Annotated in this window: 14 protein-coding genes; 12 read left to right on the plus strand and 2 right to left on the minus strand. The window is 37.1% G+C overall.

Translation table 11 applies throughout. The features are described from left to right. Window positions 1–125 precede the first annotated feature (125 nt). From glmU to RU86_RS11895, 12 genes are all read left to right on the plus strand, one after another. Complete coding sequence (gene glmU, locus RU86_RS01945; protein ID WP_096813791.1) at window positions 126–1,499, plus strand: bifunctional UDP-N-acetylglucosamine diphosphorylase/glucosamine-1-phosphate N-acetyltransferase GlmU; 1,374 nt, start codon at window positions 126–128, stop codon at window positions 1,497–1,499. Window positions 1,500–1,536: 37 nt separating this feature from the next. Further along, window positions 1,537–2,097: an NUDIX hydrolase gene (locus tag RU86_RS01950; RefSeq protein ID WP_096813792.1), complete on the plus strand. Its 561-nt coding sequence runs from the start codon at window positions 1,537–1,539 to the stop codon at window positions 2,095–2,097. Beyond that, window positions 2,090–2,362 carry a cell wall synthase accessory phosphoprotein MacP gene (gene macP, locus RU86_RS01955; RefSeq protein ID WP_096813793.1) on the plus strand — a complete coding sequence of 91 codons (273 nt, stop codon included), beginning with the start codon at window positions 2,090–2,092 and terminating at the stop codon, window positions 2,360–2,362. The genes RU86_RS01950 and macP overlap by 8 nt, the downstream gene beginning before the upstream one ends. A gap of 76 nt (window positions 2,363–2,438) precedes the next feature. Continuing rightward, window positions 2,439–3,119: a 5'-methylthioadenosine/adenosylhomocysteine nucleosidase gene (locus RU86_RS01960; RefSeq protein WP_096813794.1), complete on the plus strand. Its 681-nt coding sequence runs from the start codon at window positions 2,439–2,441 to the stop codon at window positions 3,117–3,119. Then, complete coding sequence (locus RU86_RS01965) at window positions 3,116–4,561, plus strand: nicotinate phosphoribosyltransferase (protein ID WP_096813795.1); 1,446 nt, start codon at window positions 3,116–3,118, stop codon at window positions 4,559–4,561. Before RU86_RS01960 ends, RU86_RS01965 begins: the two co-directional genes overlap by 4 nt. Continuing rightward, window positions 4,558–5,385: an NAD(+) synthase gene (gene nadE, locus RU86_RS01970; RefSeq protein WP_096813796.1), complete on the plus strand. Its 828-nt coding sequence runs from the start codon at window positions 4,558–4,560 to the stop codon at window positions 5,383–5,385. The genes RU86_RS01965 and nadE overlap by 4 nt, the downstream gene beginning before the upstream one ends. Then, window positions 5,382–5,948, plus strand: a complete 567-nt coding sequence (locus tag RU86_RS01975; RefSeq protein ID WP_096813797.1) for a nicotinate-nucleotide adenylyltransferase — start codon at window positions 5,382–5,384, stop codon at window positions 5,946–5,948. Before nadE ends, RU86_RS01975 begins: the two co-directional genes overlap by 4 nt. Before the next feature lie 31 nt (window positions 5,949–5,979). Beyond that, window positions 5,980–7,299 carry an aminopeptidase C gene (pepC, locus tag RU86_RS01980; protein ID WP_096813798.1) on the plus strand — a complete coding sequence of 440 codons (1,320 nt, stop codon included), beginning with the start codon at window positions 5,980–5,982 and terminating at the stop codon, window positions 7,297–7,299. Window positions 7,300–7,431: 132 nt separating this feature from the next. Further along, window positions 7,432–8,643 (plus strand): MFS transporter, encoded by a 1,212-nt coding sequence (locus tag RU86_RS01985; RefSeq protein ID WP_096813799.1) that lies wholly within the window; start codon window positions 7,432–7,434, stop codon window positions 8,641–8,643. 160 nt (window positions 8,644–8,803) lie between these two features. Further along, window positions 8,804–9,241: an Rrf2 family transcriptional regulator gene (locus RU86_RS01990; RefSeq protein WP_096813800.1), complete on the plus strand. Its 438-nt coding sequence runs from the start codon at window positions 8,804–8,806 to the stop codon at window positions 9,239–9,241. Between the two features lie 134 nt (window positions 9,242–9,375). Then, a complete protein-coding gene (locus RU86_RS01995; protein ID WP_096813801.1) occupies window positions 9,376–10,233 on the plus strand; it encodes an SDR family oxidoreductase in 858 nt (285 codons plus the stop codon). A 425-nt stretch (window positions 10,234–10,658) separates the two neighbouring features. Continuing rightward, a complete protein-coding gene (locus tag RU86_RS11895; RefSeq protein ID WP_143468079.1) occupies window positions 10,659–12,014 on the plus strand; it encodes a MucBP domain-containing protein in 1,356 nt (451 codons plus the stop codon). Window positions 12,015–12,713: 699 nt separating this feature from the next. On the opposite strand, the gene RU86_RS02010 is transcribed toward RU86_RS11895, so the two are convergent. Both RU86_RS02010 and RU86_RS02015 read right to left on the minus strand, forming a co-directional pair. Next, the gene (locus tag RU86_RS02010) at window positions 12,714–13,334 is read right to left on the minus strand and encodes an ion channel (RefSeq protein ID WP_096813802.1); all 621 of its coding nucleotides are present in this window, start codon (window positions 13,332–13,334) and stop codon (window positions 12,714–12,716) included. Window positions 13,335–13,867: 533 nt separating this feature from the next. Then, window positions 13,868–14,203, minus strand: coding sequence for a hypothetical protein (locus RU86_RS02015; protein WP_096813803.1), 336 nt, complete (start codon window positions 14,201–14,203; stop codon window positions 13,868–13,870). Window positions 14,204–14,394 lie beyond the last annotated feature (191 nt).

The raw sequence follows: 14,394 nt of genomic DNA on the forward strand, positions 1-14,394 counted from the left end.
TGGTATAATAGGCTTATTATTATATTATTTTAGAGATGGGTGTTAGCCTGTGTTCCTAAATGCGTCAAAGTGTGTGTTATAAGACCGTTTAGCTACCTTGTATTAACAACATAAAGGGAGTCATTATGAATCAATACGCAATTATTTTAGCAGCTGGTAAAGGGACTCGTATGAAGTCTGATTTACCCAAAGTCTTACATCAGGTAACTGGTAAACCAATGGTCAACCATGTTCTATCAGCTACTCGTGCCATTAATCCAGAAAAAACGATTGTGATTGTTGGACATGGTGCAACTGAAGTTCTAGGTGTGCTACCCGAGTATATCGGTTATGTTAAGCAAGAAGAACAACTAGGCACCGGTCATGCCGTTAAAATTGCTGAGTCATTACTTAAAGACCTTAAGGGCACAACGCTTGTCATCGCAGGAGATACACCCTTAATCAGACCTGAGAGTTTAGTTGACTTATTTGAGTACCATCAGTCGGAGAATGCGACAGCAACGATACTCACAGCAATCGCTGAAGATCCGACAGGCTATGGTCGTATTATTCGTGAAGATGGCCATGTTGCTAAAATTGTCGAGCAAAAAGATGCAAATGATTTCGAGAAGTCAGTTCAAGAAATTAATACAGGCACTTATGTTTTTGATAATCAAGCCTTATTTGATGCCTTATCCAATATCACAACAGATAATGCTCAGGGTGAGTATTACTTGACGGATGTCATTGAAATTTTGAAGCGTAATGATGAAAAAGTCGGTGCTTTTGTCTTAGATGACTTTGAAGAATCGATTGGTGTTAATGATAGAATTGCTTTATCGCAAGCAGAAAAGATTATGCGTCACCGGATTAATCAGCAACATATGGTGAACGGTGTGACCTTGATTGATCCTGAAACGACCTATATTGATTCAGATGTTGAGATTGGTTATGATACGATCATCGAACCAAATGTTGTGATTACAGGTAAAACTGTGATTGGCCGAGACGTCCGAATCACATCAGGCAGTCGTATTGAGGATGCAACACTTGCCCATCATACAGAAATTCGCAACTCAACTGTTGAATACTCAGTGCTGAAAGAAGGGGCAAATGTCGGCCCTTATGCCCACCTGAGACCTAGCACTGTCCTGCATGAAGATGTACATGTTGGTAATTTCGTAGAAGTGAAAGCCTCATCGTTAGGCGTGGGGACAAAAGCAGGGCACTTGACCTATATTGGTAATGCAACTGTAGGAGACGGTGTTAATTTTGGTGCTGGTACGATTACAGTCAATTATGATGGCAAAAATAAATTTAATACTGAGATTGAAGATTATGCCTTCATCGGTAGTAACTCAACCTTAATTGCACCACTATCAATCGGTAAGAATGCGATCACGACAGCAGGTTCTGTGATTACGACGGATGTCTTGCAAGATGATGTCGCATTTGGTCGAGCGCGCCAGACAAATAAGAGTGGTCGTGCTAAAAACTTACCCAGTTACCATGAAGACTGATTAGGTAAGCTATATGTGGAATGGAGATAAGATAGCTATGAATTTTGAAGACTTTGAAGAAAAAACAGTAACTCGAGAAGATATCTTTAAAGGACAGGTGATCGATGTCAAATATGATACAGTGACACTTCCAGGGAAAACAGAAACTGCAAAACGCGAGCTCGTCTTTCATAATGGTGGTGTTGCTGTACTTGCCATTACTGATGAGCAAAAAATGATTCTGGTTAGACAATTTCGAAAGGCACTTGAAAAAGTGATCTACGAAATTCCTGCGGGCAAGCTTGAACAGGGTGAAAATAGTGACCCGCAAGCTGCGATGGTCCGTGAACTTGAAGAAGAGACTGGTATGGCAGCAGCAACGATTGTTAAAATCAGTGAGTTTTACACGGCACCAGGATTTTGTAACGAAGTATTACACCTTTATAAAGCACAAAATCTGACTAAGGTTGACAATCCGCGCCCACAAGATGCTGATGAAACGATTGAACTGCACGAGGTGACACTTGCTGAGGCAAAAGCCATGATAAAATCTGGTGAGATTGCGGATGCTAAAACACTCATTGCCATTCAATATTGGGAGCTTGAGACACATGCCTAGACCATTACTGACAGATGATATCATCAAAGAAGCCAAACAAAATCAAAAGCGACTTGAGCAAGAATTGCTTCAGGCTAAACAAGATGATACGCAGTTAATCAAAAAGTTTGCATCTGAAAAAACAAAGCTGGAAAAGAACCAGATTTATAAGAGTCGCCGAATAGAATCTCAAAAACGAGAAGAACGGGGTAAGAAAATTACGCGTTCCATCATCATTTTGGCAATTTTATTAATTGTTGTGATGGTTATCGTCTTTAAGTTCTAATGGCATGGTTCATTAACAGGATATAGAAATCGGACATACTTTGGTACTTTTTGTATGTAGGAGAAGAGGAGTAGACATGAAATTAGGCATTATTGCAGCAATGGATGAAGAACTTAAAGTGCTAACACAAGCGATTCAAGAGGTGACAAAAGCCAGCCATCATGGCTTTATTTTCTATACAGGTACGATAGGCCGTCATGAGGTTGTCCTGGTGAAATCAGGTATTGGGAAAGTCATGAGTGCCGTTGCAGTGAGTTTGCTAGCTGAAGTGTTTAAGGTGGATGGTATTATTAATACAGGATCTGCCGGAGGGGTTGGCCCTGACTTGAGCGTTGGTGATGTTGTGATTGCGGATAGACTTGCCTATCATGATGTGGATGTGACAGCATTTGGCTATGCATTTGGTCAAATGGCTGGACAAGACCTCTATTATCATAGCAGTAAGTATTTTGTATCAGAACTCAAAAAAGCGGATCCTAATGCAAAAACGGGATTAGTCACCTCATCAGATTCCTTTATTTCATCAAAAGCACGACAGTTGGAAATCAAGTCTCATTTTCCTGATGTACTTGCTGTAGAGATGGAAGGTGCTTCGATTGCGCAAGCCGCAACAGCGCTTGGTAAACCCTTTGTTGTTGTGCGCAGTATTTCTGATACAGCAGATGGACAAGCTGCAACAAGCTTTGATGAGTTTATCATTCATGCCGGAGAAAAATCAGCGCGGACATTAATTAAGATGTTAGAAACGATGGTATGACGATGACAGATAATCTAGTATTGCATACAGATCTATACCAGCTGAATATGATGCAAGTTTATTTTGAAAAGGGGATTTCTGAGCGTCATGCCGTTTTTGAAGTTTACTTTCGGGACATGCCTTTCAAAAATGGCTATGCTGTTTTTGCAGGTCTCGAACGTGTGATTGACTACTTAAAAGGGCTACAGTTTGATAAGGATGATATTACTTACTTACGGGAACTTGGTTATCCAGAATCCTTTTTAACCTATTTGTCAGAGATGACCTTTACCTGTGATGTTAAATCAGCTAAAGAAGGTGACCTGGTATTTGCTAATGAACCGATTATGCAAATTGAAGGTCCCTTGGCACAATGTCAGTTGGTCGAAACGGCAATTTTGAATATCGTCAATTTTCAAACGCTGATTGCGACCAAGGCTGCACGTATCAAATCAGTTATTGGCGATGCGCCTTTACTTGAATTTGGGACAAGACGGGCGCAAGAAATGGATGCCGCGATTTGGGGAACACGGGCTGCTGTTATCGGTGGTGCAGATGCAACTTCGAACGTGAGAGCAGGCAAGTTATTTGGTATTCCTGTGTCTGGCACACATGCCCACTCTCTGGTGCAAGCCTATGGTAATGACTACGATGCCTTTAAAGCCTATGCGACAACGCATCGTGACTGTGTGTTCTTAGTGGATACGTATGATACCTTAAAAATCGGTGTCCCAGCGGCGATTAAAGTTGCTAAAGAAATGGGAGATCAGATTCATTTTCAAGGTGTGCGTATCGACTCTGGAGATATGGCTTACATTTCCAAAAAAGTGAGAGAACAGCTAGATGATGCAGGGTTTACTGCTGCTAAAATCTATGCGTCAAATGATCTAGATGAGAATACGATTCTGAATCTAAAAATGCAAAAAGCTAAGATAGATGTCTGGGGCGTGGGTACAAAATTGATCACGGCCTATGATCAGCCAGCACTCGGTGCGGTTTACAAAATTGTGTCGATTGAGACAGAGACAGGCGAGATGCGAGATACAATCAAGCTCTCTAGTAATGCCGAAAAAGTCTCAACACCTGGTAAAAAACAAGTTTGGCGTATTCGCAGTTTGGATAAGAACAAGTCAGAAGGGGACTATATCACATTTTCAGATGTTGACCCTAACCAATTAGACGAAATCGTGATGTTCCATCCGACCTATACTTATATTAATAAGCGCTTGAAAAATTTCACAGCTAGACCGCTTTTAGTTCCTATTTTTGACAAGGGTCAGCTTCTTTATGACCTACCTAGTTTATCAGAAATCAAAGCTTATTTTAACGATAAACTTGATGACCTATGGGATGAATATAAGCGTGATTTAAATCCTCAGGACTATCCTGTCGATTTGGCACAAGAGGTATGGGACCATAAAATGAAACTGATCGATGAAGTGAGAAAGGATGTTTACAAATGACCTTGCAAGATGATATTATCTCAGAATTAGGTGTTAAGCCAGCTATTTCACCAGCAGAAGAAGTAGCACGTTCAGTCGATTTTTTGAAAGCCTATTTAAAACAACACCCTTTTTTGAAAACACTGGTTTTGGGTATTTCAGGGGGACAAGACTCAAGTTTGGCAGGACGTCTAGCGCAGCTTGCAATTGAGTCTTTGCGTGCTGAAACAGGTGATTCAGCTTATCAGTTTATCGCCATTCGCTTGCCCTACGGTGTCCAATATGATGAAGCAGATGCACAACGTGCACTTGCATTTATCAAACCAGATCAAAGTCTGACAGTCAATATTAAGGCTGCCGTTGATGGGGAAGTCTTAGCTTTAGCAGAAGCTGGGATCATGGTTTCTGATTTTAACAAAGGGAATATCAAAGCCCGTCAACGCATGATTACCCAGTATGCCATTGCTGGTGCAACTGCTGGCGCAGTCGTAGGCACCGACCATGCGGCTGAAAACATTACAGGATTTTTCACTAAGTTTGGCGATGGTGGTGCGGATATTTTACCCCTTTTCAGACTGAATAAACGACAAGGCAAGCAATTACTTGCTTATTTAGCTGCTGATCCAGCCATCTATGAAAAAGTCCCAACGGCTGATTTGGAAGATGGCAAACCAGGTTTGGCTGATGAGCTTGCCTTAGGTGTGACCTATGATCAAATTGATGACTATCTGGAAGGTCGTCAAGTAGTTGAAAAATCACGTCAGGTGATTGAAAATTGGTGGTTGAAAACAACACATAAACGTCACTTGCCGATTACTGTTTTTGATACGTTTTGGCAGGTATGAGGATCGGTATTCTAGGTGGCAACTTTAACCCAGTTCACCATGCGCATCTATTTATTGCAGATCAAGTCCAACAAAGACTGGGCTTAGATGAAGTCCAATTAATGCCGGAAAATGAGCCACCTCACATCGATAGTAAAACGACCATCGCAGCTGAAGATCGTGTGAATATGCTATCGTTAGCAATCGAAAATTACCCTAACTTATCACTTAATCTATCAGAAATCGAGCGCGGTGGTAAGTCTTATACCTATGACACCATGCTAAAGTTGACAACGGAGCATCCGGAAAATGACTATTTCTTTATCATTGGTGGGGATATGGTGGACTACTTAGATAAGTGGTACAAAATTGATGACTTAGTTAAGTTAGTAACATTTGTCGCAGTGAACCGACATCAAGCCATACTATCTGTGCCTAAATATCCTGTTCAATTAGTTGATTTACCGCTTTTGGACATCTCATCAAGCAACATCCGTAACAGCATCTCAGTAGGCAATATGCCTAATTTTCTACTCCCTGCTGAGGTCCTCTCTTATATCCATGATCATGGCATATATCAGTGAAAAATGGTATACTATTCGTCGGAGGATAACAATGACAGAACTTACACAAGATTTTACACAATCGTTATTTGAGAACTATAACAGCAATGCTAAATTTGGTGCAGTTGAAAATGCTGTAACCAAGAATGGCCTACTCAATGCACTTGAGAACCGCGAGTCACATGCTGCGAATTTACCTGTTTTTTCAGTTGACTTGACAAATGATCCGGTTAGCAATCAAAAACAATCTGGCCGTTGCTGGATGTTTGCTGCCTTGAATACATTTCGTCATAAAATGTTAACTGAGTTCAAACTTGAAAATTTTGAATTATCACAAGCCTATACCTTCTTTTGGGATAAGTATGAAAAATCAAACTGGTTCCTTGAGCAAATTATCGGAACGAGTGATCTTGAACTTGGCGATCGCAAATTAAAATTCTTACTTGATGTACCGCAACAAGATGGTGGTCAATGGGATATGGTTGTCGCACTCTTCCAAAAATATGGCGTTGTGCCTAAAGAAGTTTATCCAGAATCTATTTCATCAAGTGCGAGTAACCAACTTGATCAATATCTGAATAAAATCTTGCGTCAAGACGCGCAAATTTTACGTGAATTGATCAAAAATGGTGGCGATGTGGCAGCTAAAAAAGCTGAATTGTTACAAGAAATCTTCAACTATCTTGCCATGACACTTGGTTTACCACCACAAAAATTTGACTTTGCATATCGCGATAAAGATAATAACTTTAACAAAGTTGAAGGGATAACACCACAAGCATTTTACGACAAATTTGTGAATCTAAATCTCGATGAGTATGTCAGTGTCATCAATGCACCAACTGCTGACAAACCGTATAACAAATCTTACACAGTTGAGTTTTTGGGTAACGTAATTGGCGCGCGTGATGTTCGTCACTTAAATGTTGATATGGATCGTTTCAAAAAATTAGCAATCGCACAAATGCAAGCTGGAGAAACTGTTTGGTTTGGTTGTGACGTTGGTCAAGAATCAAATCGTACAGATGGTCTTTTGACCATGGATGCCTATGATTTTTCAGCGATGGATATCGACTTTACACAAGATAAAGCCAGCCGTTTGGATTATTCTGAGTCATTAATGACACATGCCATGGTCTTGACAGGTGTTGATTTGGATGATGCAGGTCAGTCAGTCAAATGGAAAGTCGAAAATTCTTGGGGCGATAAAGTTGGTAAAAAAGGCTACTTCACAGCATCAGATGCTTGGATGGATGAGTACACTTACCAAATCGTTGTCAGAAAAGAATTCTTGAGTGAAGCAGAACTAGCAGCATATGAAGCAGAACCAGTGACCCTTTTACCATGGGATCCGATGGGCGCACTTGCTTAAATTTTATCGTATAGTAGATTAAGGCTAACCTTCATGGTTAGTCTTTCTTTGCTTTAATAGGATGGGATTTAAGTGTAACATCAAGTTGGACTTGGAAACGAATAGTCTTCATTATTTAGAAAGCAACGTACTTTGAAAAATAAACAATTACTTTACTTGATTTCATCAGACTTTATTTCGTCTGTAGGTAGTTCAATTCAGGCAGCAGCCCTCGCTATCTACATTTTAGACATGACTAAATCTAGTCAATTATTTTCCTTAATGTTAGCAAGTGCCATCTTGCCACGTGTTATTTTCGGCCCTTTTTTTGGTGTCTTAACAGATTGGTTTAATAAGAAAAAAATATTGTTGCTGCTAAATGTTTTAAATTTTAGTGTTATTTGTCTAGTGACTATCTTTTTAGATAAAAGTAATCTCGTTCTGTTATTTGCTATGGTCATTTGTCAGGGTTTGCTAGCTGCATGCTACTCACCAGCAAGTGCAGGCACCATAAAATTGATTGCAAGTGGTGAGCAGGAGCTATCACAGGCATATACAGTCATGTCTTTTACTGATTCGATTCAAGCAGTCGTCGCTCCGTTGATTGGTGCTAGTGTTTACAGTTTAATGGGCATTAAAACAGTCTTACTATGCAATGGTTTGTCGTTTATTTTGTCAAATATCTTGATATACCTATTGAAAAACGACTACTTTAAACAGGTCAGTGAGACTAAGACGCTGAAACAATTCGGTAGCGATTTTGTTAAGGGATTTCAGTATATGAAAGGGAATCAGCTCTTATGGCATACGGCGATTTGTGTGATGATTTTGAACTTTTTTTCTATTCCATTATTTAGTGTTGGGAATGGTGTAGTTGCCAAATTAATATTTAAAGTGTCAAACACACAATTTTCATTAATTGAGTCAGTTGGGATTGTAGCAGCTTTTTTTAGTCCCTTTATTTTTAGTTTCATTAAGGCTAAGCTTTCTTTGGCACGTCTTTTTATTTTAAGTATGCAGATTTTAGCCAGTTTGGTCCTGATTTTAGGACTCATAAGTGGATTGAACGGCTATGATTATCGCTATGCCCTATATCTAGGCTTTATTTTCTGTGTATCCTTTGTTGAGGGTATATTGAATATCGCGATCATGACGCTTTTACAGACAAAAATAGAAGCCCAATTCTCGGGAAGAGTGAATGGAATCTTAACAACGATGTTCATCGGTTTAGTTCCTGTTGGACAAGTGATATATGGTTATCTATTTACAGTTTTACCTGTTCAAGTCCCTTTTGTGATAACTTCTCTAGTGTATGTTGCTGTTATTTATCTATATAAGAAAGGACTTAAGGCAATATCAAAATAGTGACACTTATAGGTTGAGCTATGCTTTTTATGCCAACTTTTTTTAGGTGCTCTAGATTAGCTTAATAGTGGTTGGCAACATTTAAGATGTGAAAGAGTTGACATTATCCCTAGCCTTGACTATAATGAATGTAACTTTAATCTTTACATTGGAGAATTTTATGCCCCTATCAAGTCGCTTTACTATTGCCCTACACATGTTAACGGTCATGGATGTTTTCAAGGAGGAAAAAGTAACAAGTCAATTTATGGCAGGGTCTATTGGAGTCAATCCTGTCATCATTCGCAGGCTGCTTTCACAACTCAGAACAGCCGACATCGTCACTGTTAAACGTGGTAGCGGAGGTGCTAGCATTTCAAAAGACCCTAAAACAATTACCTATCTTGATGTCTATGAAGCAGTAGCAGTCGTTTCAGAAGTTGGTCTTTTCAAGTTTCATGAGCAGCCCAATCCGGCTTGCCCAGTTGGCAAAACGATTCATAGCTTGCTTGACGATGATCTGCTACAAGCGCAACTTGCGCTCGAGACCTACCTTAAAAATAAGACAGTCGCAGACCTCCTTCACAATGCTCAGGAAAAAATAATAGATCAAGTCTAGTACACGTCAAATAAATCGTGTGCTAGATTTTTTTAGTTATCAAAACCTTAATTGTTGACAGAACGCTATCCCTTTGATATCATGTAGACAAGAAGTAACTAAAAAAGTTACAACTAATAAAAGGAGACTAACAGATGACTTATTTAATTACTGGTGTAACAGGTGGACTTGGTAATGGTGTTTTAAAAGCACTTTCTAAAACAGTTTCTCATGGTGAGATAGCAGTATTAGTGCGTTCAGAAGAAAAAGGTGTGCCTTTTGCTGAAGCAGGCTATGCAGTGCGTATTGGCGATTATTCAGATAAAGAGAGTCTTGTTACGGCTTTTTCTGGGATTGAAACGCTCATGTTTGTCTCTGGTGCACCCGGTCAAGCCGTGAGCCGTGAATTGCAACATAAGCATGTCATCGAAGCTGCTAAAGCAGCTGGTATTGCAAATCTTGTTTACACCAGCCTAGCAAATGCTGAGGGGTCTCATTCGGTACTGGCACCTGACCATATCGCCACAGAAGCCATGATTAAACAATCTGGCCTAACTTATAAGATTTTGCGTAATAACTGGTACTTGGAAAATGAACTCAGTATCTTCCAGGATGCCATTGCTGGAAAAGGCTTTGTCTATGCCGGCGGTGAAGGTAAAGTGGGTTGGGCCTTGAAAAGAGAATACGCTGAAGCAGCAGCACAAGCGCTTGTCCAATCTTTCGATGATAACCATATCTATGAACTTTCTGGCCCCCGTTTAAGCTATGCTGATTTGCACCAAGCCTTGGAAACTGCGACTGGTAAAACGATCGATGTGGTCTCAATGACGATCTCTGATTACAAAGCAGCCTTAGTGTCTGCTGGTTTACCAGATGAAGTAGTTGGGATTGTAACGGCCATCCAATCAGATATTTCAGCTGGCGAGCTTGACGTAACAAGTACTGATTTTGAAACCTTGCTTGGTCATGCATTAACTCCTGTAACTGAGGCCATTTCAGAACTTCTAGCCTAAACTTGTAAGCAAAGGTATAGCCTAAACTAAATAATAGTAATAGTCGTTATCGTTGATAGCGGCTATTTTTGACGCCAATAAGTGAATTCATGCTGCTGTAATTTAAGAAAGCTGATATCGGAAAAAATGAGAAATGTTATGATAAAAAAGTCTATCAGTAAGAAAAATTGAAGGCTCTTATTTTTTGTCTAATCTAAATCATAGATACTTTAGATAGTACTATTGGTATAGTAAATAGTTAAAAATTTTTATGAATGATATCAATAATAATACGGCAACACTTTTTTAACCGCTATCTGATCATTGCATATTTTGTATATCAGCTAGTACTCATTAAGCTTAGGCCTTATATACACCCCTTATATAACATTGACTATATTAGATTATTATGTGATAATTAGAAAAGGATAAAGGGGGTATTTGTTATGAAAAAAATTTTTTTACTGTTACCGATACTTGCAGTTTGCTTTACATTTTTTGCTGTGCAAAAGGTGAATGGAGATGTCATTAATTATGAAAATTTTAATTATGATTATCCTGTTAGTGCCTATTTTCCTAGATCATCAGAAAAAGCAAATGTTCTTGGGAGAATACTAAAGATAAACAATGTTACAAATGACTATTCTGTGTCTATTCCAATGGATTTAGTTCAAAATGGAGATGGCAAAATTGATTACTTCGGTTTATCTACTTCTACGAATGCTTACTTTACTCATGATTCAGGTAATTCTATTACTAATGCTGGCTCCCTGACTGGGCCTAATACACTCGTTGGTCCTGGTTTACAGTCTCCTGTTAGACTTCCTATACCCCAAAAAACGATAACTATCGATAATAGCATGTACTATTTTAATTACTATGTTGTTCAAACGGTTTTGAAAAAAGAGATTAGTCCAACTTATGAGGTTCAGGGTAATAATTATGCTCTCCAACCTTTAGATATTTTGCCACGAAATGCTAACTTTGCTTGGGCGTATTATTCAGATAGTCCAGGTGCTGTAATACATTATAAAACAGATAAGAACATAGAATTATTATCTTCTCCAACCATTATTGGAGAGTCTGGGGATTTGATTCCCTCTAGCCCTAGGGAATTTGAAGGATACACGTTGGTTTCACAACCCAATCCTACAACTTTTAAAAAAGATTCAGTTGAACAGCTGACGTATATATATACTAAAAATCCTATAAGTGCTGTTAATGGTGGGAATGTTACTTCTAAGTATGTCGATATAAATGGTACTCCTATTTCAGATGATGTTATCCAATCCGGTAATATAGATGATTTATATGATACAATGCAGAAAGCTATTTCTGGTTATACTTTTAGAAATATCCAAGGGAATAAGAGCGGACAGTTTACTGCAGAAGAACAAGTAGTGACATATATATATACTAAAAATCCTGTTATTGGTGGGAATGTTACTTCTAAGTATGTTGATATAAATGGTATTCCTATTTCAGATGATGTTACCCAATCCGGTAATATAGGTGATGCTTATGATACTGAACAGAAGAATATTTCTGGCTATACCTTTAAAGAGATTCAAGGGAATAAAAGTGGGCAGTTTCTATCGCAAAATCAAGTAGTGACTTATATTTATACTCAAAATCAAGACGTTATTAAGTCGGATTCTTCAACTCCTCCAGAAAGTACTAATAACAAAGATAAATTGCCTGAAACTGGTGATAATCAAGGGGCATCATTAGTATACGGAGTACTTGGCAGTTGTATCCTATTTATTTTGAGTGTAATAACTATGTTGAAATATAAGAAATAATAATCTCAAAAGAGTATTTATTATGAGATACCAGTTCACTTGTTATAAGGTGATGTCTATTTATATTTTGGTATGAGAGTGAAAACAAGTTGATAAACTCAAAAAATAGTCAATATAAAAAAATCTATCAAAAATGGTAGATTTTATTTTATATTCAAAAATGTTATTCATGAAAATAATCTGAGTCATAGTAAGGTTCAGCTTCAAATTTATATAAGTGAAAAATTGAAAGACTTCACTTATATAAATACTAACCAAAAATTTTAGTTAGTATATCTAGCCAACTGATTGATAATACCTTGCATAGTATGACATTTAAGAAGTTATTAGCTACTCTTAACTTTCACAGTTAGCTTATAACTATCAAAGATAACTTTTTCCCTTCAACCTATCTACACCAAGATAAAAATTAGTTCGGTACATCATTGTACCGTCTTTTTTTGTGACTTCTTTTATATTCATATTCTCTCTTGTCCTATTGTCAGGCATGGCAATTGAGGTATGAGAAATGAGATATAGTGTATATCACATAGAAAGTTAATCAGTTTATTAGTTGTATGGATAGGTAAATTATATCTAACTTAGTATTATTTAAGGTAACACGGTAACGGTTGTCCTCTTTTCGAACTGTCAAGTATTTCTTTACAGTTACCAATTATTTTCTCCTTGTTATTAAGATCATGTTCACGCGCGTGCTAGTTACTTTTTATATGGGCTCATGACCGCTGAAATTATGGCACCGTTAACATATCCCATTACTGCAACACCGATTACCATCAGGAACATTGCTAATATTTTTGTGACATCATGAGTTGGTGTAATATCCCCATAACCAACTGTTGTGATTGTAGTTACAACCCAATAAACTGAATTTAAAATAGAGACATGTTCGATTTCCCTAAAAATATAAGCGCTAGCAATCAGATAGATAGTTAAATAGATAAAAAGTTCTTTAAATGTATCAAACTTGAACAGATTAGATATCGTAATTTTACGGGATAGGTTAGTTGTTCGACTTAATTTGAAAAGTCGTGATATTCTTACCAGTCTTACCAATCTAAATGTTTTAAAAATACCTAAAAATTGTATAGGCATACATGAAATAATATCAAAAATATGATGTTTAAAATATGCTTTGTATGATTTGTTATCAAAGTACTTAATAAAAATAAGGGTTGATAATAAGAGATCTACTATAAAAATGACATCAATATATAAATCTTGTCTATCTGTAAGTGGTGCAAAGAGCGAAAAAAGCGCTAATATAACGATTACGAAGGTGTATAAATCGCTATTATAAATTTTTTTTAATGTGTTCATAGTTTTAAATTTTTATGTCAAGATAACCACGTTTGAGAAATAGCAATTAAACACATTGCTAAGCTAAAAGTAAGCGCCCATTTCTGAAATTTTGATAGGTTTTTCCAATCATTCCAGAATGCAATCCAACAGAGAACTAACGATATAAACCACATGATTAAGTAAAAGTTATCCATGATATTTTCTTTCTACCAGTTTTAGTGACTGGGAACACATATACGGTAATAGAATTAATTAAAGTAACTCAATAACATAGGCACAAGTAAAACAGCTATTACACCTAAAATAGTCACGATTACAACTTTAGCCGTTACTTTTTTATCTATAGTTGTCATTTATTTTCTCCTTGTTATTAAAATTGTGATCACGCGCGTGACAGGACTACAAAATACTAAATTATGGTAAATTGACTTTGTAATCTATTACATTTTTGGGCATAATGAACCTAACATAAAAACCAGTAGGGCAGGTGTTTCTTTGATCATAATTGACAAGATTATAATGAGATAAAAATTGATCTTAGCCTGTATGGGTCAAGTATTTATGCCTTCTACAACTAATTGCTTGTATATTATTTGTGATTTTCCATATCCTAAATTTGTATATTTCCCTATTTTCCTTATTGTTAAAAATTTTCTTTTTTTTGTAAGCATATAGTTAATCTCTCTTAGTTGTTCATCGTTTAATTTATGTATTTTTTTTATCTTAATGATATCAATATCTATAAAAACCATAATGGTCAAAAAAACATCACCTACAAAAAAATAAAAACTGTTTGAAGTCATATAGCAAATAATACAAAATAAACAAAATATAATAAATAAAATAAAGTCTATAATTTGAATGCCCCTACGTTCGAATTGTATCATTTTTTAATTCACCTCCGTTATTAATATTGATTGTTCTATTGTAACGTTTTTATGCTAACTTAATTTTAGTGTAAAATAAGCTAAAAAGCCAGTAACAGTATAGAAAAGTCATCTTTTGTTTCTATTGCAAAGTTTGTCGTTACCTCGTACCTATTTTCTCACGGTAGGTTTTGGAAAGGTGTAGATACTCC

This window comes from Pseudolactococcus piscium (assembly GCF_002441695.1).
Lineage (GTDB): Bacteria > Bacillota > Bacilli > Lactobacillales > Streptococcaceae > Pseudolactococcus > Pseudolactococcus piscium.

Coding starts and splice junctions, on each gene's coding strand:
- RU86_RS01995 (WP_096813801.1), top strand. CDS start 9,376: ATGACTTATTTAATTACTGGTGTAACAGGTGGACTTGGTAATGGTGTT.
- RU86_RS01975 (WP_096813797.1), top strand. CDS start 5,382: ATGAGGATCGGTATTCTAGGTGGCAACTTTAACCCAGTTCACCATGCG.
- RU86_RS01950 (WP_096813792.1), top strand. CDS start 1,537: ATGAATTTTGAAGACTTTGAAGAAAAAACAGTAACTCGAGAAGATATC.
- glmU (WP_096813791.1), top strand. CDS start 126: ATGAATCAATACGCAATTATTTTAGCAGCTGGTAAAGGGACTCGTATG.
- macP (WP_096813793.1), top strand. CDS start 2,090: ATGCCTAGACCATTACTGACAGATGATATCATCAAAGAAGCCAAACAA.
- RU86_RS01965 (WP_096813795.1), top strand. CDS start 3,116: ATGACGATGACAGATAATCTAGTATTGCATACAGATCTATACCAGCTG.
- RU86_RS11895 (WP_143468079.1), top strand. CDS start 10,659: ATGAAAAAAATTTTTTTACTGTTACCGATACTTGCAGTTTGCTTTACA.
- nadE (WP_096813796.1), top strand. CDS start 4,558: ATGACCTTGCAAGATGATATTATCTCAGAATTAGGTGTTAAGCCAGCT.
- RU86_RS02015 (WP_096813803.1), bottom strand. CDS start 14,203: ATGATACAATTCGAACGTAGGGGCATTCAAATTATAGACTTTATTTTA.
- RU86_RS01960 (WP_096813794.1), top strand. CDS start 2,439: ATGAAATTAGGCATTATTGCAGCAATGGATGAAGAACTTAAAGTGCTA.
- RU86_RS01990 (WP_096813800.1), top strand. CDS start 8,804: ATGCCCCTATCAAGTCGCTTTACTATTGCCCTACACATGTTAACGGTC.
- RU86_RS02010 (WP_096813802.1), bottom strand. CDS start 13,334: ATGAACACATTAAAAAAAATTTATAATAGCGATTTATACACCTTCGTA.
- pepC (WP_096813798.1), top strand. CDS start 5,980: ATGACAGAACTTACACAAGATTTTACACAATCGTTATTTGAGAACTAT.